The sequence below is a fragment of the Henriciella litoralis genome (assembly GCF_002088935.1).
Taxonomy (GTDB): Bacteria; Pseudomonadota; Alphaproteobacteria; order Caulobacterales; family Hyphomonadaceae; genus Henriciella; species Henriciella litoralis.
In genome coordinates this window covers 420318-442702 of sequence record NZ_NCSS01000006.1, presented here as the reverse complement: position 1 = coordinate 442702, position 22385 = coordinate 420318, and the positions used below count along the sequence as shown (strand labels likewise).

The 22385-nt window shown below is 56.0% G+C and carries 25 protein-coding genes and 1 tRNA gene; 5 read left to right on the top strand and 21 right to left on the bottom strand.

What is annotated here, in order from left to right:
* Positions 1-86 precede the first annotated feature (86 nt).
* A complete protein-coding gene (gene glpK, locus B8783_RS05840; RefSeq protein WP_084419054.1) occupies positions 87-1598 on the top strand; it encodes a glycerol kinase GlpK in 1512 nt (503 codons plus the stop codon).
* Positions 1599-1611: 13 nt separating this feature from the next.
* Here glpK and B8783_RS05835 read toward each other — a convergent pair.
* The 6 genes from B8783_RS05835 to B8783_RS05810 all read right to left on the bottom strand — a co-directional run bounded on the left by B8783_RS05835 (position 1612) and on the right by B8783_RS05810 (position 5223).
* Positions 1612-1688: transfer RNA gene (locus B8783_RS05835), tRNA-Pro, on the bottom strand.
* A 57-nt stretch (positions 1689-1745) separates the two neighbouring features.
* Positions 1746-2240 (bottom strand): MerR family transcriptional regulator, encoded by a 495-nt coding sequence (locus B8783_RS05830; RefSeq protein ID WP_084419051.1) that lies wholly within the window; start codon positions 2238-2240, stop codon positions 1746-1748.
* A 12-nt stretch (positions 2241-2252) separates the two neighbouring features.
* Positions 2253-2549 (bottom strand): integration host factor subunit alpha, encoded by a 297-nt coding sequence (locus tag B8783_RS05825; protein WP_084419048.1) that lies wholly within the window; start codon positions 2547-2549, stop codon positions 2253-2255.
* A 49-nt stretch (positions 2550-2598) separates the two neighbouring features.
* Positions 2599-3567: a beta-ketoacyl-ACP synthase III gene (locus B8783_RS05820; RefSeq protein WP_084419045.1), complete on the bottom strand. Its 969-nt coding sequence runs from the start codon at positions 3565-3567 to the stop codon at positions 2599-2601.
* Positions 3568-4605, bottom strand: coding sequence for a phosphate acyltransferase PlsX (gene plsX, locus B8783_RS05815; RefSeq protein ID WP_084419042.1), 1038 nt, complete (start codon positions 4603-4605; stop codon positions 3568-3570).
* Positions 4606-4683: 78 nt separating this feature from the next.
* Positions 4684-5223, bottom strand: coding sequence for a ubiquinol-cytochrome C chaperone family protein (locus B8783_RS05810; protein ID WP_169711708.1), 540 nt, complete (start codon positions 5221-5223; stop codon positions 4684-4686).
* Between the two features lie 70 nt (positions 5224-5293).
* Here B8783_RS05810 and B8783_RS05805 point away from each other — a divergent pair, with 70 nt between their 5' ends.
* Positions 5294-5773, top strand: a complete 480-nt coding sequence (locus B8783_RS05805) for an outer membrane protein assembly factor BamE (protein WP_084419040.1) — start codon at positions 5294-5296, stop codon at positions 5771-5773.
* Between the two features lie 83 nt (positions 5774-5856).
* On the opposite strand, the gene B8783_RS05800 is transcribed toward B8783_RS05805, so the two are convergent.
* The 9 genes from B8783_RS05800 to glyA all read right to left on the bottom strand — a co-directional run bounded on the left by B8783_RS05800 (position 5857) and on the right by glyA (position 14274).
* Positions 5857-8010, bottom strand: a complete 2154-nt coding sequence (locus B8783_RS05800) for a sodium-translocating pyrophosphatase (RefSeq protein ID WP_084419037.1) — start codon at positions 8008-8010, stop codon at positions 5857-5859.
* A gap of 129 nt (positions 8011-8139) precedes the next feature.
* Entirely contained in the window at positions 8140-9084 is a 945-nt protein-coding gene (thiL, locus tag B8783_RS05795) for a thiamine-phosphate kinase (RefSeq protein WP_084419034.1), read from the bottom strand.
* Between the two features lie 8 nt (positions 9085-9092).
* Entirely contained in the window at positions 9093-9569 is a 477-nt protein-coding gene (nusB, locus tag B8783_RS05790) for a transcription antitermination factor NusB (RefSeq protein ID WP_084419030.1), read from the bottom strand.
* Complete coding sequence (ribH, locus tag B8783_RS05785; protein WP_084419027.1) at positions 9566-9994, bottom strand: 6,7-dimethyl-8-ribityllumazine synthase; 429 nt, start codon at positions 9992-9994, stop codon at positions 9566-9568. The genes nusB and ribH overlap by 4 nt, the downstream gene beginning before the upstream one ends.
* Position 9995: 1 nt before the next feature.
* Positions 9996-11123 carry a 3,4-dihydroxy-2-butanone-4-phosphate synthase gene (gene ribB, locus B8783_RS05780; RefSeq protein WP_139792258.1) on the bottom strand — a complete coding sequence of 376 codons (1128 nt, stop codon included), beginning with the start codon at positions 11121-11123 and terminating at the stop codon, positions 9996-9998.
* Positions 11123-11749: a riboflavin synthase gene (locus tag B8783_RS05775; protein WP_084419021.1), complete on the bottom strand. Its 627-nt coding sequence runs from the start codon at positions 11747-11749 to the stop codon at positions 11123-11125. Before B8783_RS05775 ends, ribB begins: the two co-directional genes overlap by 1 nt.
* A gap of 86 nt (positions 11750-11835) precedes the next feature.
* On the bottom strand, positions 11836-12498 hold the full coding sequence (locus B8783_RS05770) for a RibD family protein (protein WP_084419018.1): 663 nt from the start codon (positions 12496-12498) through the stop codon (positions 11836-11838).
* Entirely contained in the window at positions 12495-12965 is a 471-nt protein-coding gene (gene nrdR / locus B8783_RS05765) for a transcriptional regulator NrdR (RefSeq protein WP_084419015.1), read from the bottom strand. Before nrdR ends, B8783_RS05770 begins: the two co-directional genes overlap by 4 nt.
* Before the next feature lies 1 nt (position 12966).
* On the bottom strand, positions 12967-14274 hold the full coding sequence (gene glyA / locus B8783_RS05760; RefSeq protein ID WP_084419012.1) for a serine hydroxymethyltransferase: 1308 nt from the start codon (positions 14272-14274) through the stop codon (positions 12967-12969).
* A 199-nt stretch (positions 14275-14473) separates the two neighbouring features.
* Here glyA and B8783_RS05755 point away from each other — a divergent pair, with 199 nt between their 5' ends.
* Positions 14474-14866 (top strand): MucR family transcriptional regulator, encoded by a 393-nt coding sequence (locus B8783_RS05755; protein WP_084419009.1) that lies wholly within the window; start codon positions 14474-14476, stop codon positions 14864-14866.
* Position 14867: 1 nt separating this feature from the next.
* On the opposite strand, the gene hemA is transcribed toward B8783_RS05755, so the two are convergent.
* Together hemA and B8783_RS05745 are read right to left on the bottom strand one after the other, a co-directional pair.
* Positions 14868-16088 carry a 5-aminolevulinate synthase gene (gene hemA / locus B8783_RS05750; RefSeq protein ID WP_084419006.1) on the bottom strand — a complete coding sequence of 407 codons (1221 nt, stop codon included), beginning with the start codon at positions 16086-16088 and terminating at the stop codon, positions 14868-14870.
* Between the two features lie 113 nt (positions 16089-16201).
* A complete protein-coding gene (locus tag B8783_RS05745) occupies positions 16202-16993 on the bottom strand; it encodes a class II aldolase/adducin family protein (RefSeq protein WP_084419003.1) in 792 nt (263 codons plus the stop codon).
* Positions 16994-17105: 112 nt separating this feature from the next.
* On the opposite strand from B8783_RS05745, the gene B8783_RS05740 reads away from it, so the two are divergent.
* Positions 17106-17870, top strand: a complete 765-nt coding sequence (locus B8783_RS05740) for an NAD kinase (RefSeq protein ID WP_084421920.1) — start codon at positions 17106-17108, stop codon at positions 17868-17870.
* On the opposite strand, the gene secF is transcribed toward B8783_RS05740, so the two are convergent.
* From secF to B8783_RS05720, 4 genes are all read right to left on the bottom strand, one after another.
* Positions 17871-18839 (bottom strand): protein translocase subunit SecF, encoded by a 969-nt coding sequence (gene secF / locus B8783_RS05735; protein ID WP_084418999.1) that lies wholly within the window; start codon positions 18837-18839, stop codon positions 17871-17873.
* A 13-nt stretch (positions 18840-18852) separates the two neighbouring features.
* Positions 18853-20529: a protein translocase subunit SecD gene (gene secD, locus B8783_RS05730; protein ID WP_084418996.1), complete on the bottom strand. Its 1677-nt coding sequence runs from the start codon at positions 20527-20529 to the stop codon at positions 18853-18855.
* 23 nt (positions 20530-20552) lie between these two features.
* The gene (yajC, locus tag B8783_RS05725; protein WP_084418993.1) at positions 20553-20933 is read right to left on the bottom strand and encodes a preprotein translocase subunit YajC; all 381 of its coding nucleotides are present in this window, start codon (positions 20931-20933) and stop codon (positions 20553-20555) included.
* A gap of 94 nt (positions 20934-21027) precedes the next feature.
* Positions 21028-21639: an HD domain-containing protein gene (locus B8783_RS05720; RefSeq protein WP_084418989.1), complete on the bottom strand. Its 612-nt coding sequence runs from the start codon at positions 21637-21639 to the stop codon at positions 21028-21030.
* Positions 21640-21788: 149 nt separating this feature from the next.
* Between B8783_RS05720 and B8783_RS05715 the strand changes: the two genes are divergently transcribed.
* Positions 21789-22382 carry a TetR/AcrR family transcriptional regulator gene (locus tag B8783_RS05715; RefSeq protein ID WP_084418986.1) on the top strand — a complete coding sequence of 198 codons (594 nt, stop codon included), beginning with the start codon at positions 21789-21791 and terminating at the stop codon, positions 22380-22382.
* Positions 22383-22385 lie beyond the last annotated feature (3 nt).

Below are 22385 nucleotides of genomic sequence, written 5' to 3'. Positions count from 1 at the left end.
GTGAACAGAGGTGAATATCTTTGAAGGCAAATGGATAAAATTTCGTCTATCTGGTTTGGAGCCAATGATCAGTCTAAGAGACAGTAATGACAAAAAAGCCATTGATACTGACACTTGACCAGGGAACGACGTCCAGCCGAGCCCTGGTGTTTGATGACAATGGAGCGGTCGTCGCGACCGCTCAGATGGAATTCGCGCAACACTTCCCGGCATCTGGCTTTGTTGAGCACGATTGTGAGGAGATCTGGGAAACCACCTTGCAGACGGCCAGGCAAGCAATGTCGCAGGCTGAAGCCGGCGGCGATGCGGAAGTGGTTGCTATAGGCATTGCCAATCAGCGCGAAACCACTCTCACCTGGCACAGGGATAACGGCGAGGTCATCGGTAACGCCATCGTCTGGCAGGATCGACGAACGTCGGAGATCTGCGAGCAGCTCAAGGCGAGTGGTCGCGAGGCAGAGATCAATCAGAAAACGGGACTTACGATTGATCCGTATTTCTCAGGCACCAAGCTCAAATGGATCCTGGAAAACAGGCCGGAGGCGGCCGCGCTTGCATCGCAAGGCAAGCTGGCATTTGGAACCATCGACTCCTTTTTGATCTTCCGGCTAACCGGGATGCAAATGCATTTGACCGACGAAACCAATGCCAGCCGGACAATGCTCTACAACATCAAGACGCAGGAATGGGATGATGGCCTTCTCGCCATGCTGGATATTCCAACGTCTGTTCTCCCCTCCGTGCAGCCGAGTGCATCAGAGTTTGGAATGACGTCAGCGGACCTGTTCGGGCGCCCACTCCCGATACGCGGCGTTGCAGGAGATCAACAGGCTGCCGCTTTTGGGCAAGCCTGCTTTGAGCCTGGCATGATTAAAAGCACCTATGGCACCGGCTGCTTCCTGCTGGCGAACACGGGTGAGGAGTGCCTCCAGTCGCAGAACCGGCTTTTGTCGACGATTGCCTGTCGCACAGGGTCGAGCATTCAGTACGCGTTAGAAGGCTCTATTTTCATCGCTGGCGCTGTGTCTCAATGGCTGCGTGATCAGGTGCAAATCATTGAGACGGCGGCGGATACAGAGGCGCTGGCGTCCAGCGTCGAAGGAAATGGCGGGGTCTATTTCGTTCCGGCCTTTACGGGACTCGGCGCACCGCACTGGGACGCCGATGCCAGAGGCGCCCTCTTTGGACTGACACGAGCGACGGACCGTAAAATGCTCGCACGGGCGGCGCTTGAGGCCGTCGGCTATCAGACACAGGATCTACTGGATGCGTTGAAGGCTGATGGCCTTCAGGCGAACAGGATGAGGGTTGATGGCGGAATGGTGGAGAACAGCTGGTTTCTGCAATTTCTAGCGGACATCACGGACGTGGACATTGATCGGCCCTCCGTCATCGAAAGTACGGCGAGGGGCGCGGCTTTCCTCGTGGGCCTACAAAGCGGCGTTTACAAAGACGTCGAGACGCTGAGCTCGCTTTGGACGAGTGAGCGCGAATTCTCGTCAAAAATGTCTGCAGCGACGCGCGGTGAACTGGTTTCAGGATGGCATAGCGCCGTAAAGGCGACACTGTACCATGCCGAACTTAAAAGGCAGCGCTGAGAAAAGGTGGAAATGGTCGGAGCGGCGGGATTCGAACCCACGACCCCTTGTCCCCCAGACAAGTGCGCTACCGGGCTGCGCTACGCTCCGACTGGCGACTGCTTAAGCTCGCTTTGAGCTTATTGCAACGCCCCGTGCTGCTAGCTGTTAGGCGGCGCGGTCGACGCGATAAGCATCCAGCCGGGCTTTGATACTTTGCAGGTCTGCGAGGACTGTTTCCAGCCGCTTTTGAGAAGCGTCCTGTAGAGGCGCATCGTTGATTTCAGAAGAAAAAGCGCTCGCGATCGTCTTTTGAAGTTCGCGGGCCGGACCTTCTTTGCTGGTCGGGGCTGAAGTTGGCCTGCCTGGCAGAGGGCCTTCGTTAAGAATCTGAACGCTGCCGTGCTCGCTCAAAAGCTTCGCAGCGCCCTTCAATGTCATGCCCTGCTTGTGCACCAGCAACTGGATAGCTTTTAGCGTTTCGATGTCTTCCGGCCGGAACATGCGTCGGCCATCTGGCCGCTTTACGGGTTTGAGCTGCCGCGGAAACTTTGTTTCCCAGTACCGCAAAACATGTGTCTGTAAGCCAAGCTCTTCAGCCGCCTCTCCAATTGAGCGGTACGCCTGGGCAGATTTTGTAATACGTTTTGCGGCAGATGGCATTAAAGACGTCCCCTATTCGTCTGTTTCAACGGTAGATTTTAGCATTGGAGAGGGCTTGAAAGTCACGACGCGACGCGCGGAAATCTGGGCTTCGACGCCCGTCTTTGGGTTGCGCCCTGCCCTTGCGGCTTTCTTGCGAACGACAAAATTGCCGAACCGCGAAAGCTTCACCTCGTTCTCGTGCTCGAGGCTTTTGCCGATCATGTCCAGCATGCGATCGAGAATGTCGCCTGACTCCTGACGCGTAAGTCCGATTTCACGGACAATGGCATCTGACAGCTCAACTCGAGTGATGGTTTTGTTAGCCACTGAACAGCTCCCCTGATTAACAGATATGGCTGATTTCTTAACGAAAGAATTACAGCCGGAAGAGAGACGCTCCCCATGAGAATCCGCCTCCCATTGCTTCACTGAGAACGAGATCGCCCTTATTAATTCGCTTGTCGGCGACCGCGGTGTGAAGCGCTAACGGTATTGAAGCGGCAGACGTGTTGCCATGCAAGGCCACCGTTGAAACTACTTTGTCTTCCGGGAGGCCCAGTTTCTTGGCAACGCCGTTCAATATGCGCTGATTGGCCTGATGAGGCACGAACCAGTCAATGTCCTCAATCGTCAATTCTGTTTCGTCCAGGACATGCTTGATCGCGCTGGAAATGTTCGTCACTGCATGCCGGAACACCTGATTGCCCTGCATGCGTACGTGCCCGATTGTGCCCGTGGATGAAACGCCGCCATCAACATAGAGAAGATCGCTTTTTGTGCCGTCGGTCCGAATGTGATGGGCGATCACGCCGACATCATCGTCAGTTTCTTCAGCCTGAAGGACAACAGCGCCGGCTCCGTCGCCGAACAGGACACAAGTGCCCCGGTCCGACCAGTCAAGGATGCGTGTAAACGTCTCCGCGCCTATGACGAGCGCAGTGGAGAACAATCCCTGTTTGAGCATTGAATCGGCAGTCGCCATTGCAAAGAGGAAGCCCGAACATACCGCCTGCACATCAAACGCCGCGCCAGACTTGACGCCGAGCTTTGCCTGAACCGCTGTCGCGGTCGCCGGGAAGGTTTGATCAGGGGTCGTCGTGGCCAGAACGATCAGGTCAACATCATCAACCGATACGCCTGCGTTCTTGAGCGCATCGAGAGCTGCTGCTGTGGCGAGATCAGACGTTACCTGGTCCTCAGCAGCGATATGGCGTTGCTTGATGCCGGTCCGCTCCTGGATCCACTCGTCGGAGGTGTCGACCATCTTGGAGAGATCATCATTTGATAGAATCCGGCTTGGCAGATAAGCGCCGGTTCCCCGGATGATACTTTTTCGTGTGGACATCTATTCTACTGCTTCTGGAGCTAAACCCTGTCTGGCAACGCGACTGAGCCCCGTTGAGACCTCGTCCATATAGTTGCTTTGGGCGAGATTTGCGGCGAGTCGAATAGCTGTGGCAAATCCGATTGCATCCGTGCCGCCGTGACTTTTGACGACAACGCCATTCAAACCGAGCAATACCCCACCATTTACGCTGGATGGATCCAGTTTTTGGCGCAGTGATTTCAAGCCGGAAGACGCCATGACTGCGCCAATCTTGCTGAGCGTGGAGCCCGTCAGCGCCTCTCTCACATAAGTCGATACCAAACGCGCGGTCCCTTCTGCGGTTTTCAAGGCGACATTTCCGGTAAAGCCATCTGTGACGACAACATCGACGGCGCCCATTGAGATGTCATTGCCTTCGACAAACCCACGAAAGTCCAGACCAAGGTCACGTGTGCGCAAAATTTCACCAGCAAACTTGATGGCGTCGCGGCCTTTCTCTTCTTCGGACCCGATATTCAGTAAGCCGACGGTTGGCTTCTTGATGCCAAAAACGGCTCGCGCGTAGGATTCACCCATGACAGCGAACTCAACCAGTTGTTCGGCGTCTGCATCCAGGTTTGCGCCGACGTCCAGGACGACCGATCGGCCCTTCAGGCTAGGCCAGACAGCGGTCATTGCCGGACGATGAACGCCATCCATTTTCCGGAGAGCGACCATCGACATCGCCATGAGAGCGCCCGTATTGCCTGCCGAGACCCCAGCTTGCGCCTCTCCAGACTTTACAGCCTCAATCATGCTCCACATGCTCGTGCCCTTGGCGCGCCGGAGGGCTGAGGACGGTTTAGCGCTCATCGAGACAACTTCAGGCTGGTCAATAAATACGCATCGATCGGCAAATCCACGCGCCTTGGCGCCAGCTTCGACTTCAGCCGACTTCCCATGCACGAGGAAGCGTACACCGGAGCGTTCCTTGCAGAATAAGGCTAAGCCATCCAGGACAATTTCGGGCGCAGAATCGCCCCCCATTGCGTCGACAGAGATAGTGATATTCGTCATGACTCGCTCAATGCCGTCCGGTTCAGCGGGGACACTACGCAGGCGCCCTATTGAGTGCAACTGCCACGGCGCATTGTCTCACGCCTTAAATAATGGCTGATCGGCCTGCGGGTTGCGTATGTCTTCCATACTACGCTTCATCAGGTTGCTGTGTGCCAACATTATATGCCTCGCGACCGCCTCACTGCCTTCGGGCTGAACGATCTGGTTTCGGATCAGGACATCTTCGAGATCGTCCTTCGGGGTTTCTCCGGCAAGCGCTTCGTTCACGGCCACGCCGATGCCGACAAAAGCTTCGCCAAGTTTGCGCACCTTACGGGATATCGACGCATCGCCGACGCCCGTTTCGCGAAGCGCGGCATCAAACCCTTCAAATATCTGTGCGGTCAGCAAATCTGCGATCGCTTTGCCATCTTCGTCCGCCTGCGAGAGCCGCAGCGTTACAAAGCTGGAGAAAATCGAGATGGCGGCAACACGGCCGTCTACATCATCCTTTATGCGAGCGTCTCCGAACAATTCCTGACGTCTGGCTTCGGCAATGATTTGGGCGTGAAGTTGTCTTGCTATTGCGCGTCGCCGGGTACGGGCGGGAAATAATTTCTCGGCTATCGAAAACATATCTGCGCTCCACAACTTGCCAATCGCACGCCCGGCCCTGTAATCGAAAAAGGAGTAAAAGGAACAGTCAATGGCACACCGTACCATTCTCGCGACCGTCGCGCTGGCTTGTTTGACAGCTGGTTGTATCTCTCCTGTGCAGGCGTATCACGGCTATGCCCCGGACGAGGTGGCGCCAAACCAGATTACCCCGGGCATCGATACGCGCTCCAGCGTTCTGGCGCAGCTTGGCTCGCCGTCCACAGAGAGCATCTTTGACGATAACACCTGGATCTACATTACGACGATCCAGGAGCGGATTGCATTTTACCGCCCGCAGATATCCACACGCACGGTAACGGCTATCCGTTTCAGCGAAGAAGACGTGGTTCAGGAAGTCCTGGAATACGACCAGGAAGATGGACGTGTGCTGAACTATGCATCGCGCGAAACGCCAACACGTGGCCGCGAGCTTGGGCTGTGGGAACAGATCTTCGGCAATGTCGGGCGCACGGTGCTACCAGCAACGAACGAAGCGACCCCCGGCAACCCGACCGGTCGACGCAACTAGGTTTTTTCAACCAATTGAACTTAAAAAAGCCCCGGCCAGTTGTTTGGCCGGGGCTTTCTCGTTTTGGACTTATCGCAACTTGTCTAGTGAGCCAGGAATGCCAGCATCAGCAGAGCAACGATATTGGTGATCTTGATCATCGGGTTCACAGCTGGGCCAGCAGTGTCCTTATAAGGGTCACCGACCGTATCGCCGGTCACGGCCGCTTTGTGAGCCTCAGACCCTTTGCCGCCATGATTGCCATCTTCGATGTACTTCTTGGCGTTGTCCCAGGCGCCACCACCGGATGTCATGGAGATCGCGACGAACAGACCGGTCACGATGACACCAAGAAGCATGGCGCCAACCGCAGCGAGCGCCGAAGCGATGCCTGCAATTGCCCAGATGACGCAGAGCAGAACGATCGGCGACAAGACTGGGAGCATGGATGGGACGATCATTTCCTTGATCGCCGCGCGGGTGAGAATATCGACCGCCCGGCTATAGTCAGGTTTGACCTCGCCTTTCATGATGCCTGGCATCTCGCGGAACTGGCGACGGACTTCTTCGACGACCGATTGCGCGGCCCGGCCAACAGCCATCATGGACATGCCACCGAACAGGAAGGGCAGAAGGCCGCCAAAGAGCAGACCGACCACGACGTATGGGTTGGCGATCGAGAAATTGACCGACACACCAAGAAGCACGCTTCCCTCTGCGGCATTCACGGCAAAGTACTTCAGGTCCTCTGAGTACGCCGCAAACAGGACGAGAGCACCGAGACCGGCAGACCCGATCGCATAGCCTTTCGTCACAGCCTTCGTGGTGTTGCCAACAGCGTCGAGCGCATCGGTGGTGTCGCGAACTTCGCTCGGAAGATCAGACATCTCAGCGATACCGCCAGCATTATCCGTCACTGGTCCAAAGGCATCGAGCGCAACGATCATCCCGGCGAGCGCCAGCATGGTCGTGGTTGCGATCGCGATCCCGTAAAGGCCGGCAAGGTTGTAGGTAACGATAATGCCGGCAATGATCGTGATGGCTGGTAGAGCCGTGGATTCAAGCGAAACGGCGAGACCCTGGATCACGTTCGTGCCGTGTCCAGACTCTGAAGATTTCGCGACGGAACGAACCGGTCGATAGGCCGTACCGGTATAGTATTCGGTGATTACCACGATAAGTGCCGTGACACCGAGGCCAGCCAGACCGCAGAGGAACAGATCCATACCTGTGACTGTCACGCCGGTGCCAGCCAGGCCAAGCGCTGCGGCAGCACCTTCCAGCACGCCGAAGCCGTTTGGAAGGCCCCAATTGATGGCGATCGCCAGACCACCAGCGGACAGGATGCCCGTCGCGATCAGACCCTTATAGAGCGCCCCCATAATGTTGGTTGAGCCCTTGCCGAGGCGGACAAACCAGGTGCCCACAATCGATGCAATGATACAGACCGCACAAATGGCGAGCGGCAGAACCATGATCGATCCAAGGTAAGTTGTCCCGCCGAAATAGATTGCGCCAAGGACCATCGTTGCAACGATCGTAACGGCGAAGGTTTCGAACAGGTCAGCTGCCATGCCGGCGCAGTCGCCGACATTATCGCCCACATTGTCCGCAATCGTTGCGGCATTGCGAGGGTCGTCCTCAGGAATGCCGGCTTCGACCTTGCCGACCATGTCGCCGCCAACGTCGGCCCCTTTTGTAAAGATGCCGCCGCCTAGCCTGGCGAAGATCGAAATCAGGGAAGCCCCGAAGCCAAGCGCAACGAGGCCGTCTACAACTGCGCGATCACTATCGGCGTAACCAACGACGCCTGTAAGCAATCCGTAGTAGCCAACCACGCCAAGTAGCGCGAGCCCGACGACGAGGAGCCCCGTTACGGCGCCGGACTTGAAGGCCATGTTGAGTCCGCCGGCAAGGCTGATGCTCGCCGCCTGCGTGGTGCGCACATTCGCCTGTACGGAAACTTTCATGCCGATGAAGCCGGCGGCACCGGACAACACAGCCCCGATGACGAAGCCGACCGGCACTTCCCAGCTGCGGAACGCAATGACGAGAAGCACGACAACGGCAATGCCAACAATCGCAATCGTCGTATATTGGCGTTTCAGGTAAGCGTTTGCCCCTTCCTGAATTGCCGCAGCGATTTCTTTCATTCTATCAGTGCCTGCGTCGGCACTCATGATGGATCGCGACTGGATCCATCCATAAAGCACGGCTGCGAGACCCGCAGCGAGTGCAACGTATAGCCAGAGGGTCATTTGATGCCCTTCCTCCCTTTGTAAGCGTCAAACCTGACCCAATTTGAGTCGGTTCGATCATTCATGTGGGAGAATCACTGCCAAAAGGCGCAGCGATAAGCAAGCAAGTTCGTTGAGCAGGCGATTGCTCTAACTTTCGCTATTATGCCGGTATCCAAGGTTTGAAGGCACGGCAACGGTTTCGCCCTTCCATCTCAATTCGAGGCCCCTGCCCGCCTCGACCATGCCAATCCTGGTGAGCTCTATGCCATCTGCACGTGCTTGTTCTTGCATAGCAAATTCGGCCGATGCGGGGACGGTAAAGAGCGTTTGGTAGTCATCGCCGGCGGTTGCGAGCTGCACCGCAGCTTCAATTCCGGTGACCGATGCAGCGAAAGGAATAGTGCCAAGATCCAGTGTCATCTGCACGGCGCTTTCAGCGCCAATATGTGCGGCGTCCGAGAGCAAACCGTCAGAAACGTCGATTGATGAGGTCGCAAAGTTGGCAATAAGATCAGCAATTGCCATGGGTGGCAGATCTGGTGAGCGATAGAATTCAGCGTGTTTGGAGGGCGTTTTCGCCCTCGCATCGCGAAGGCCGAGAAAGCCGTGGCCAACTTGGTTGGTGACCCAGATCTGATGACCAGGCCGCGCGGTTGACCGGAGCGTGGGGCCTTTACCGACGCAGTGTCCCGTCAGGGTCATTGTAACGGTCAGCGGTCCGGGAGTGCGCACCGTATCTCCGCCGATGAGACTTATTCCCCAAAGGCGAAATTCCTCCCCAAGGGCAGCACAAAATTCCGCAAAGCTGGACTCAGATATGTCTGAAGGCAAAGCCAAAGACAGGAGCGCGTCCTTGGGCCGTGCGCCTTTGCACAAAATGTCCGAAACGTTCACGCGCACCAGTTTCCGTGCCAGGTAATGCAATGGATCATCGGCGAGAAAATGTACGTCGGATACAAGCGTATCGACGGTTACAACCGCGGCACCCGTCCCGGCAGTGTTGAGTATTGCGACATCGTTTGACAGGCCATCCGCGCCAGGACTTGTGGCAAGCGGCTTCAGATACCGATCAATGAGATCGAACTCATCCATTCGACGCCTTAGCCATCAGGGCGAATGTCGCGCGCGATGTTATCGAGAACGGCGTTTACGAAGTTCGCTTCCGTCTTGTCGAAAAAGTCGTGTGCGAGCGACACGTACTCATCGATAATAACCGCGCGGGAAAGTTCAGTGTGGGCAATCTGTTCCGCAGTGGCCGCGCGCAAAATCGCCCGCGTCGTTGCGTCCAGCCTCGCGAGTTTCCAGCCTTTGGAGAGCCGTTTGAGGATGGCTTCATCTATCTGGGACTGATGCTCAACCGTTGCAGCAAGCACTGACTTGAAGAGGTCCGGGTCAGCTTCCTCAACAGGTTCTTCGTCCGGTCCGAAACCGAGGCGGTCTTCCATGAATTCACGGATGACGGCTTTCGCGCTCTCGCCGGTTTGTTCCATCTGATAAAGCGCCTGCACCGCAGCAAGTCTTGCGCCAGCGCGTCTTGCTCGCAGCACTTCGAAAGGGAGTTTCTGAGCGTTGCTCATCCGACAAACTTCTTTCGCAGTTTCAACATTTCCAGACATGCGACAGCGGCGTCGCGGCCTTTGTTTTTCTGTTTGCGGTCAGCGCGAACGATTGCCTGCTGTTCGTTCTCAACCGTCAGGATGCCGTATCCGATGGCAAGACGCCGGTCGACGGCGAGCGACATCAATCCGCGTGCGCTTTCTCCGCAAACGTAATCGTAATGAGACGTCTCACCCCGTATCACGCAGCCAAGCGCAATGAAGCCGTCATAGCGACCGCTATCGGCCGCCATGGCAATGATGCCAGGAAGCTCGAACGCACCTGGAACCTCGATCGTTTCAGCAACGATATCTTCGCCTTCAAGGGCCTCAGCAACGCCTGCTTCGAGTTCAAGCGAGATGTGTTCATAATAGCGCGAAGTCGCGATCAGAATGCGGTGAGCCATACTAGTCTTTCTCTTTGGTCAGCGTGCGCCAACCTTCAATGCTGAGCCCGTACCCTTCCAGCCCGGCAACGCGGGTCGGTTTGGTATCCGAAAGGAAGATCATCTTCCGGATGCCGAGCTCTCTTAGAATTTGTGCACCTACACCATACTCGCGCAGGGGCATATGTTCGTCCTCACCGTCGAGGGTCTTGAGGCCCAGTCGGGCAGCCAGCGAGTTTGGACGCATCGTGTTGACGAACACGACAACGCCCGGCTCGTCAGCGTTCGAAATGACCTTCATGGCCTGTTCGACCAGATTGGCGCGCGGACCTTTCTGACCGAGAATATCGGCCAGAACGTCTGTACGGTGAACGCGCACAAGGACAGTTTTGTCGGGCGTAATCGAGCCGTGAACAACGGCGATGTGTTCGATGTTATCAAGCGAGTTCCTGAAGACGACCGTCTTGAAACCTTCGCCATATTCGCTGTCGAGCGGTGCTTCGACGCGCCGCTCCAGATAACGATCATTCTTTCTGCGCCACGCAATGAGGTCTGCAATCGTGCCAATTTTCAGGCCGTGAAGCTGTGCAAAAGCGATCAGTTCCGGCAACCGCGCCATCGTGCCGTCATCATTCATGATCTCGCAGATCACCCCGGCCGGAAACAGACCCGCCATGCGCGAGATATCGACGGCCGCTTCGGTGTGGCCGGCTCGCACGAGTGTGCCTCCATCACGGGCTATCAGCGGGAATACATGTCCCGGTGAAACGATGTCGTGATGGTCCTTGGTTGGATCGATCGCCACAGCAACCGTCCGCGCGCGGTCAGATGCAGAGATACCGGTCGTTACGCCCTCTTTGGCTTCAATCGACACCGTAAAGGCCGTTTGCATGCTTTCGCGGTTGTCGCGCGCCATCATGTCGAGGTTCAGCGTGTGCGCGCGTTCTTTCGTCATGGCGAGGCAGATTAGGCCCCGGCCAAAACGGGCCATGAAATTGACTGCTTCGGGTGTGGCGTAACTGGCCGGAATGACAAGATCGCCTTCGTTCTCGCGGTCTTCAGCATCGACGAGAATGAACATACGCCCATTGCGGGCGTCTTCGATGATTTCGTCTATTGAAGAAATCGCTGCGTGTATGTCGTCGCTCATTATTTCACCTGGCCTTCTGGCGCGTCGACGCCAATCATGCGGGCGACGTAGCGCGCTAGCATATCCACCTCAAGATTTACTTTGCTGCCCGCCTGCAATTGGCCAATGGTTGTGACGCTCCACGTGTGTGGAATAACAGCAACTTCGAAGTCACCATTTGCATGGGCGTCTGCAACGGTCAGAGATACGCCATCGATGGTCACCGAGCCTTTAGTCGCAAAATATCGAACCAGTTCTCGCGGGGGGCGGACGGTGATCCTGAAACTCTGACCGTCTTCGATGATGGATATAATCTCACCCAAACCGTCGACATGCCCAAATACGAAATGGCCACCAAGCTTGGTGCCCAGTTTGAGCGATTGCTCGAGGTTCACGATCGACCCGGCTTTAAGAGCGCCGAGATTCGATCTCGATAGGGTTTCTGGAACTGCCTCTACCTCAAACCAGCTGCCGCTTTCGAGTTCGCCGAAGTCAGTCACCGTCAGGCAGACCCCCGAATGCATGATCGAGTCGCCAAGTTCGATGTCAGAAGCGGGGTAAGAAGACTGCACGCGGATACGTCTAAGCCCGTCCAGATCGGTCGTGCTTTCGACTTTACCCATGTCGGTAACAAGTCCTGTAAACATGCGGTCTCCTCCTCGGGGGCTGATATAGGAAAGGCGGGCTGCTCCGCCAATCTATCCCGCAGCGGTAAGCGTGAGCCAAAAAGGGATCAGGATACGTCAGGCGTCCAGATTTCGAGCGTATCGCTATCGATCTGCTCTCTGGACTCCAGTCTCCAGGATGACACCGCGTCCATGGATTGAAATCCGAGAGCGCCAATCGCCGAGATGCCGTCGCCGCCAATGATGATCGGGGCCCTGAACCATGCGATGCGTGAAACCAGACCAGCTCTCAAGAAACTGGCAGCAAGAATGCCACCTCCCTCGAGAAACACATCATTGATGCCCTCGGCCCTACAACGGCGAAGCAGGTGCTGCGGTGAAACGCGCCCGCTGCCGTCGCCTACCTCCCATAGATCAACGTCGGAGCCATCAAATGTCTCGCCTGATGCGTTCTGCGCGTGAGCCAGGACAACTCGTCCCGATGCGGCTGAAGCGAGCAGTCGCGCATGTTTCGGTGTCCGCAATCGGCTATCTGCGACGATTCTGACAGGCTGGTTCTGGGGCGGCGGAACTGTTCTGGCGGTTAGCAATGGATCATCAGCTAAAACCGTCCCGATTCCAACCAGAACGGCTGAATGGTTGGCGCGCATTTCATGAACGCGCGCCCGAGAAGCGCTATTCGTGATCCACTGGCTCGTCCCGTTGGAAAGCGCAATTCGACCATCAAGCGATGTCGCGATTTTGAGCGTGACGCCAACGTTGGAAGTCAATCGTCGACCCCGGATTCATCCAGAGACGAGGTTTCAATGAACTGGGCGAAATCGCTCGGATCCTTGAAGTCCTTGTAGACGCTCGCATAGCGGACATAGCCGACGGGATCGACTGTTTTAAGCGCTTCCATGACCAGCTCACCGATTTCAGACGATAGCAATTCGGTCTCGCCGCTGCTTTCCAGTTTGCGGACAATGCCCGATACCAAGCGCTCTACACTTTCATCGCCTACGGGACGCTTACGCAGAGCTATCATAACCGATCTGGCGACTTTCTCCCGGTCGAATACCGCGCGCTTGCCGTCGCGCTTGACGACGATGATTTCACGCAGCTGAACGCGTTCAAATGTGGTAAAGCGCCCGCCGCATACCTCGCAGGCGCGCCTACGCCGAACCGCTGTGTTGTCCTCAGCGGGCCGGGAATCTTTAACCGCCGTATTTTCAGCAGTGCAGAACGGGCACTTCAACTCACAGCTCCAGATCAGCGTATATCGGGAATTTGGATGTTAGCTCCATGACTTCGGATTTGACGCGTGCTTCAACGCCTTCTGAATTGCCTTGAGCTACGGCATCGACGACCTGTCCGATCCAATCCCCAATCTGGCGGAATTCCGCTTCACCAAAGCCGCGCGTCGTGCCCGCAGGAGACCCTACCCGGATGCCACTTGTGATCGTCGGTTTAGTAGGATCGAAAGGGACCCCATTCTTGTTACAGGTGATGTAAGCGCGCCCAAGCGCAGCTTCCGCATCCTTGCCGGTGACGTTCTTCGGGCGAAGATCGATGAGCGCGACGTGCGTATCTGTTCCGCCGGAGACCAGATCCATGCCAGCGCTCTTTGCGGCCGTTGCCATGGCATTGGCGTTGGCAACCACCTTGGCCGCATACGTCTTGAAAGCTGGCGTGAGTGCTTCGCCAAAGGCCACTGCCTTGCCGGCGATCACGTGCATCAGAGGACCGCCCTGAATGCCTGGAAACACCGCCGAATTGACCTTCTTGGCAATCGTTTCGTCATTCGTCAGAACCATGCCGCCACGAGGTCCGCGCAAAGTCTTGTGTGTGGTCGTCGTTGCAATGTCGGCGTGGTCCAGTGGGTTAGGGTGAGCGCCGCCGGCTACAAGGCCTGCAAAGTGCGCCATGTCGACCATGAAGTACGCGCCAACCTCGTCAGCGATTTCCCGAAACTTCGCAAAATCGATTTGCCGCGGATAGGCTGAGCCGCCAGCAATGATCAATTTGGGGGAATGCTCTTTTGCGAGCGAGCGGACCTGATCAAAATCTATCAGATGATCGTCTTCGCGGACGCCGTACTGAATGGCATTGAACCATTTACCCGACTGGTTGGGTTTTGCGCCGTGGGTAAGGTGACCGCCAGCATCGAGGCTCATGCCCAGAATGGTGTCACCAGGCTTGATCAGCGCCTGAAAAACCGCCTGGTTGGCCTGGCTGCCTGAATTAGGCTGTACGTTTGCGAACCCGCAACTGAAGAGCTGTTTGGCGCGGTCTATCGCGAGGTTTTCAGCAAGGTCCACAAACTGGCAACCACCATAGTAGCGTCGGCCGGGATACCCTTCGGCATATTTGTTGGTCAGGACCGAGCCTTGCGCCTGCAGCACGGCTCGAGACACGATGTTCTCTGATGCAATCAGCTCAATCTCATGCTGTTGACGGTGAAGCTCCTTCTCCATTGCGGACGCCAGCTCTGGGTCTGTGTCCTGAAGGCGCGCGGAAAAGAATTTGTCAGCTGAAAAGGTGTGTGCTGCGGAGGTATCGGGCATGGATTGTGACCTTTTGCGAGTGTTCCCCCCGTTTACGCATCATGACCGGTTACGGCAAGCCAATGCGACAATTCGCAGACCGTCTATTTTATAGGTATTATTGAACTTGAATTCATTGTAATTGTTGCTCAACACATGATGAAATTGAGTATTAACCTAGCATGCGCAGCGATTTCAAGAATTAGGCCGGTATGGTAAGATGAGAGATAAATACATTCAGTACACAACTGAAATTGTATCGGCATATGTTGCCAATAATTCGCTGAGCGTCGCGTCTCTGCCGTCGCTTATAGAGACGGTTCATGAAGCCATTTGCAGCTTGAGCGGAGTTAACACCACCGAGCAAGAAGAAAAGCTTCCCGCTGTCTCCCCCGCCAAGTCAATTACAGCGGACTATCTGATCTGCCTGGAAGACGGCAAAGAGCTCAAGATGCTCAAGCGGTACTTGCAGAACCATTACGGGCTCACGCCCGACGCCTACAGGGCAAAGTGGAATCTGCCAGCAGATTACCCGATGGTCGCGCCAAACTACGCCAAACGAAGATCAGAATTCGCCAAGAAGATTGGGCTTGGCAAAAAGCGCACTGACTAAATCAGGCAGCTTGTTCGTCGAGGCCCAGCTGCTTCCACACCGCCAGGATCGCTGAAACGAGATCATCCATCATGATTTCGTCGTGGACCGGTCCCGGCGTAAATCTGAGACGCTCGGTGCCCCGTGGTACGGTTGGGTAGTTGATTGGCTGAACGTAGATGCCGAAATCGAACAGCAGCGTATCAGACAGCGCTTTGCACTTTTCCGGGTCGCCAACGAGCAACGGCACGATATGGGTTACGCTGTCCATGACAGGCAGGCCCACTGCGCGGAATTTGTTCTTTAGCAGTTCTGCCTTGGCTTGATGATCAGCGCGAAGCTCGCGTCCTTCGTCGCTGCGAAGTTTGCGGACACTCGCCAAAGCGCCTGCGGCCATAACAGGACAGGTAGACGTCGTGAAAATGAAGCCGGAAGCCATCGACCGGATAGCGTCGATCATTGTGGAATGAGCTGCGATATAGCCGCCCATCACGCCATAGGCCTTGCCAAGCGTTCCCTCGATAATATCGATCCGGTGCATCAGCTCCTGGGCTTGTGCAACACCAGCCCCCTCTTTGCCGTACATGCCGACCGCATGGACTTCGTCGAGATAGGTCAGTGCGTTGAATTCGTCTGCCAGATCGCAGAACTCTTTCAGCGGACCAATGTCGCCATCCATTGAGTAGACGCTTTCGAAGGCAATCAGTTTGGGGCGATCGGCGTCATCGTTTTCGATCAGCGCGCGCAGATGCTCGACGTCATTATGACGGAAGATCCGACGGTCGGCACCCGAGCGGCGGATTCCTTCGATCATCGAGGCGTGGTTCAGTTCATCTGAATAGATGATCAGACCAGGCAGGATTTTGCCGAGTGTCGACAGGGTTGCTTCGTTGGCCACATAGCCGGACGTAAACAGGAGCGCACCGGACTTGCCATGCAAATCCGCGAGTTCTTTCTCCAGTTCGACGTGGAAGCGAGTGGTGCCAGAGATATTTCGGGTGCCACCTGAACCTGCACCGAAACTATCGATGGCTTCGTGCATCGATGCCAGCACGTCATCATCCTGGCCCATGCCCAGATAATCGTTAGAGCACCAAACCGTGATTTCCCGCTCGCCGTCTTCAAAGCGCGCAGTCGCTTTCGGAAAACTGCCGCGGTGTCTCTGCAGGTCGACGAAGACCCGGTAACGGCCTTCATCCCTGATGTCTGTCAGGGCGTCTTCGAATGCCTTGATATGTTTCATATCACTTGCCTTCGTATTCAGTGATCAAATGGCTTGGCAGCTATATGGCAAGTCATTGCGTAGGTATCTATAGGTGACTTCGCGTAGGCTGCAAATGTCGCAGGTTCTTGGGATCAGATATCGTAACCTGGGGCTTCCCGGTCGAGCTTGCGCTGCATGGCAGGCCAGATAAGTTTTTCTGACAATTTGCTCATGCCCGACCGGTGGCCCATCAAACCGCCCTGGCCGGCCACCTTGCTTTGCAGATCATCCCCGCACTCCAGAACGCCATCGCGTCCAGCAGAGAGTGCCATGATCTGCATTTTGCAGGCGCGTTCGAGAAAGAACATCCGCGTGAACGTCATTGCTGCAGTTTCGCCGCAGGTCAGCGTACCGTGATTACGAAGAAGCATGGTGTGTTTGTCTGGACCAAGATCTGCCACCAGACGTTCGCGTTCGTCGAGGTCGAGCGCGACGCCCTCATAATCATGAAATGCGATGTCGGAACGGACAATCATGGCCGTCTGAGAAATAGGCAAAAGGCCTTCTTTCTGGGATGAAACAGCAACGCCTTGATCGGTATGCAGATGCATAACGACGTTTGCGTCGTCTCGACTTGCATGAATAGCCGAGTGGATCGTAAAGCCAGCCGGATTGATGAAGTATGGCGTGTCCGACACGATGTTGCCCTCAAGATCGACCTTGACCAGAGAACTCGCCGTGATCTCATCGAACAACATGCCGTATGGATTGATTAGGAAATGATGCTCGGGCCCCGGCACGCGATGGGAGATATGGGTGAAGATCATATCATCCCAGCCATGCAGGGCTGTGAGACGATAGAGCATCGCCAGATCGACCCGTGCTTTCCACTCTTCGGCGGACACGGCATCCTTTACGGTGATGGCTTTCATATCGTCTGGCATCAGTTCCTCCATGTATTGTTTTCGGTAACATACAGGAAAACCGAGCATTAGCGCCAGCCCCGTTCACCATTCGGAGCTTGACGTGCCCGATTGGGCAATGGATTTGGGTGACATGAAAATAGATATCGCTTTCACCGCGTCGCGGCGCCCAGAAGCCCAGGAAGCTCTACAGCGCCTGACCAAGCGCTACGGACAGTCATCTGAGGAGGCCGCCGAGGTCATTGTCGCTCTCGGCGGCGATGGGGCCATGCTGGATGCCATGCGTCGCCGTTTTGATGACCGGAAGCCCGTCTACGGGATGAACCGCGGCACCGTCGGCTTTCTCATGAACGACTTTGCGGAAGACGGCCTGTTCGAACGAATCAACAAGGCTGCGAAAGCGACGCTCGTTCCGCTGCGCATGATTGCGACGGATATTCATGGCGAAAACTTTGAGCGCCTGGCCATAAACGAAGTATCTCTGTTCCGTGAAACCGCGCAAAGCGCAAAGCTGCGGATACAGGTCGATGGGCAGGAAAGAATGAGCCAGCTGACCTGTGACGGCATCATGGTGGCAACACCAGCGGGCTCAACCGCCTACAATCTGTCAGCCCACGGGCCGATCCTGCCGATCGGTGCCAATTTGCTTGCCCTGACCCCTGTGAGTGCCTTTCGTCCGCGTCGGTGGCGCGGTGCCCTGCTCCGACATGACGCGAAGGTGGAGTTCGAAATTGTCGAGCCGACGCGCCGTCCGGTGTCAGCTGCGGCTGACAATCAGGAAGTGCGGGAAGTCGCAAAGCTTACCGTCGTGGAAGATCGCTCTCGCCCACTTACGATGCTCTTCGATCCAGGACAGGCGCTTGATGAACGAATTCTGCGAGAGCAGTTTGCCTTCTGATCAGACGCCCTGGAAACCGGTAACTTCGCGTTTTGGCTTGTCGCCTTGATCAAGGCCCAGCATGAGCACCACAGCGGAAGCTACAAACACGGACGAATACGTCCCGATCACCACGCCGAAGATAAGCGCAAAGCTCATTCCGCTCAGCACCGTGCCACCAAACAGGTAGATGCTCAGCAGGGCCAGCAATGTGGTGCCGGATGTCAGCAAGGTTCTGGACAGCGTCTGGTTGATGGCAAGATCAATCACGTCAGCCGAAGGCATCTTCTTGTATTTGCGCGCTTCTTCCCGAACGCGGTCAAACACGATGACCGTGTCATTCATTGAGTAACCCACAATCGTCAGCAATGCCGCGATGGTTGAGAGGTTGAATTCAAACTGCGTGAGGGAAAACATCCCCATTGTGATGATCACGTCGTGGAAAAGCGCAGCGACGGCGCCAAGCGCGTATTTCCACTGAAAGCGAACAGAGATGTACGCCATCATCAACAGAAGAGCGACCGCGAGTGCGATCAAGCCGCTACGCAATAGCTCGCCGGATACCTTGGGGCCAACGGCGGCGCTGCTGCGCAGGATGTAGCCCGGAAACGCCTCGCCCAGGGCCGCAAGGACCCGATCATTGGCCTGCTGTTGGGCAACGTCCTGATCGACGCCTTCTTCGGCCCGCTGTGTCGCGAATCTGATGACAATAACTTCGACGCTATCGACGCCTGTCCCGCGGGCGGCGTTTACTTGTACTTCGCCAAGTCCAAGTCCGCTCATCACTTCACGGACGTCCTGTTCCTGTGCGCCATCCGGACGTTCAATCTCGATGACCGACCCACCCGAAAAGTCGATCCCGAAATTGAGGCCCTTGGTGAAGATCATGAAGAACGAAGCTGCGATGAGAATCGTCGACATGACCAGGGCGCCCATCCGCAATGGCATGAACGGGACATTTGTTTTCTTCGGCCAGTATTGAAGCAACATGAAATTGTCCTCGTTAGATCGAGAGTTTGCGAGGCTTTGCCACGCGTAGCCACATGGCGGTGAACCAACGCGTCACGACAAATGCTGTGAACACCGACGTCACGATCCCGATGGCGAGGGTCACGGCGAAGCCTTTGACGGGGCCAGACCCAAGCAGATAGAGGATCGCCGCGGCAATGAATGTCGTGATGTTGGCATCAAGGATGGTCGCAAGCGCCCGCTCATAGCCGGCAATAACGGCCGTGGATGGTGACCTTCCCGCTCGCTGCTCCTCGCGGATGCGTTCAAATACGATCACGTTGGCATCGACAGCCATACCGATTGTAAGGACGATACCAGCAATACCCGGTAGCGTGAGCGTTGCGCCGAGACCGGAAAGCGCACCCAAAATCAATACGATGTTGGCTAACAGAGAACCGACCGCAAATCCCCCGATCAAACCGTAAGCGATGATCATGAACACGCCCACCAGAACCAGGCCAATGATGCTGGCCCGCGTACCGGCAGCGATCGAATCGGCGCCCAGACCGGGTCCGACAGTCCGTTCCTCAATAAAATTCAGTTTGGCGGGCAATTCCCCCGCTTCAATGATCGCTGCGAGGTCTTGCGCCTCCTCGATCGTGAACTGACCCGTAATCTGAACGTTGCCGCCCCAGATAGGCTCATTGATCCGAGGAGAGGACATGACCGTGCCGTCGAGCACAATAGCGAAGATCCGCCCGCGATTGGAGGCTGTCGTGCGGCCAAACCGTTCTGCTCCAGAGCCGGTCAGCCGGAAATCAACGGCAGCGCTGTTATCATCAGGGTCATTGCCCTGATTGGCTGTCGCAATGTCACTGCCCGTTACAACTGGCGTGCGGTTCACAAGGATTGGCCGACCTTCCACGTCCTGAAGCAATTCCCAGCCTGGTCGCGGACGGGTGGACTGAGCCGCATTGATGGCTGATGCATCGACATCCGCCATGTTGAACGTCATGCGGCCTGCTTGGCTGAGGATATCCTTGATGCGGCGCGGGTCAGCTTCACCCGGCGCCTCAATCACGATCCGAGTATCGCCCTGAGGGGTGATGGAAACTTCACTAACGCCATCAGGGTCAAGACGCCGGCGGATAATCTCGATCATCTTGCTCTGGGCATCAGCGGCAAGCGCCTGTTTGGCACTGTCAGAGACGCTGACAGTAATCAGCTCCGGCCCTGACTTCTCGATTGACATGACCTTCTCATTGCCCGTGGCCCCGATACTGGGGTTCAAACGGCGCAAGCGACGAACCGCATCATCCATCTGGTCTGGATTGCGAAGCCTGATCGGCAGCGTGCTGCCCTGCTGTTCAGGGACATCCCGTTCAATCAGAGGCGCGCGATTGAGCGCCTGAACGATATCGGCCTGCAGTGTTTCAAGGCGATTGCTGGCAACCTCTTCAGGATCAATCTGCGTCAGTAGATAGACGCCGCCTTGAAGGTCGAGGCCAAGATTGACTTTTCTGGTCGGGAGAAAGCTCGGCCACCAGGAGTGTTCGGCCGCTTCTTGCTGTTCATTGAATTCTGCGACCGACTGGGCATCCGTGGCGCCAGTGTCCCTTGGCGCTACGCCAAGGAAGCCGTCGCTGAACGCATTGGGCAATGCAAGCAGAGCGCCCCAGAGGAGCACCAGGGAAATCAATGCCACTTTCCAGGCCGGAAAATTCAACATGACGGCAAACTCCTAGAAATTATTCAGGAAGACTTGGAGTCGTTCGCTGCAACCGGCTCATTCTTTGGACGAACATCGGCAACCATGGTTTTCACAACCCGGACCCGAACGCCCTCTGCCAGATCAACGCTGAGTTCCTGGTCGGTCACCTTCGTGACCTTGCCGATCAGGCCGCCTGACGTGATGATTGTATCACCCCGCACGACCGCCTCAATCATGGCGCGGTGCTTCTTCTGACGCTGGTTCGCAGGGCGGATCAGCAGGAAATAAAAGATCAGGATGAGCGGAACAAAGAAGATGAGCTGCCCGAGAATACCCCCGGTACCGCCCCCCTGCTCCTGAGCGAATGCGAATGGTGCGAATGCACCTGCAATCATGGCCGTCGTGGCCAGACGTGAAAACATGCTGATTTACTCCCCAGATTTCAGGAACGTGCCTATATCTGTGGAGGCCTTACATTGCAAACAAGCCCGATCAATGCGCGATAGCAGTCCTGACTCAGACTTTTTTCCGCGGCTTCTTGTTTTCATTCAAATAGATTGAGTGTTTCGGGGCTCGAAAGACGCGTTCAACCATTGGCTCGAAGAATGAGAGCGGCTCACTTTCGTAGTCAGGGTCGAAAGCTGCCTGATCATATAGGTGACAGAACTGCGCCGTATATTCGTAGTAGGGACTATCTTTGAATTTCTCTCTCATATTCCGGTCGAGTCCCAGATGATGAAAGAAATAATACCCCTGGAAGATGCCATGATTGGCGACCATCCAGAGGTTTGCTTCCGAAACGAACGGTTTGAGGATAGCCGCGGCAATATCGGGGTGGTTATGGCTTCCTAGCGTATCACCGATGTCGTGAAGCAATGCGCAAACAACGTACTCTTCGTCGCGTCCATCGCGATGGGCGCGAGTCGCGGTCTGAAGAGAGTGCTGAAGCCGGTCGATTGGAAATCCTCCGAAATCTCCATCAAGGAGGCGCAGGTGTGCGAGCACACGTTTAGCCAGTCCCCTGTTGAATTCCTTGGCGTTGCGCGCAATGACGGCCCAGTCATCGCCAGAACCCTCAACCATTGTGGTAAATTGGGCGCGATCCCCTGCGATATGTCCGTCGGCCATTGTCGTTCTCCCGGTGGTGTTTTGTTATGAGTATCAAGCGGATCAATAGCACTTCGTGCTTGAAATTCCCAACAATGCGTTGTGAGTAGTCGTTCACGGATGCCCATTGAAGAGATGGCTGCGTCTCACTGCAGGTGGAGATAATCTGGATGCCCGACAAGAAGCCCGTCAGCAGGGAGCGCGCTCGAAATGCTCGTCCGAAAATAGAACGGGCGGCTTTGAAGCTTTTTGTCGATGAGGGGATCGACGCAGCGACGACGCGCGAAATTGCTATGTCTGCAGGCGTGTCGGAAGGCGCCCTGTATCGGCACTATAGCGGCAAAGATGAGCTGGCGCTGGCCCTGTTCATGGAGACCCACAACAGGCTGGGCGCGATGCTTCGCGACGCGCTTTCGCAGGACGGTACTCTGGAGACACGTGTACGGCGCGCCGTGACAGCGTATTGTAGTCTGGCTGATGAAGACTGGCTTTTATTTTCGTTTCACCTCGTCTCGCTCAATCGTTTTTTGCCGCACGATATCAAACGCGATGATGATCCGGTGTCGGTGATTGAGCGCGTGATTGGGGCTATGATGGAAGCGGGCCAGATTCCGGCCGGTGATCCGGCTCTCTCGACCGCAATGTGTCTTGGCGTCGTTATGCAGTCTGGGCAAAACAAGATTTATAACCGGCTTCCCGGACCATTTGCGGCGCATATAGACACCTTCACCCGCACTATTATGGCAATCCTGCTTCAGAAATAATTC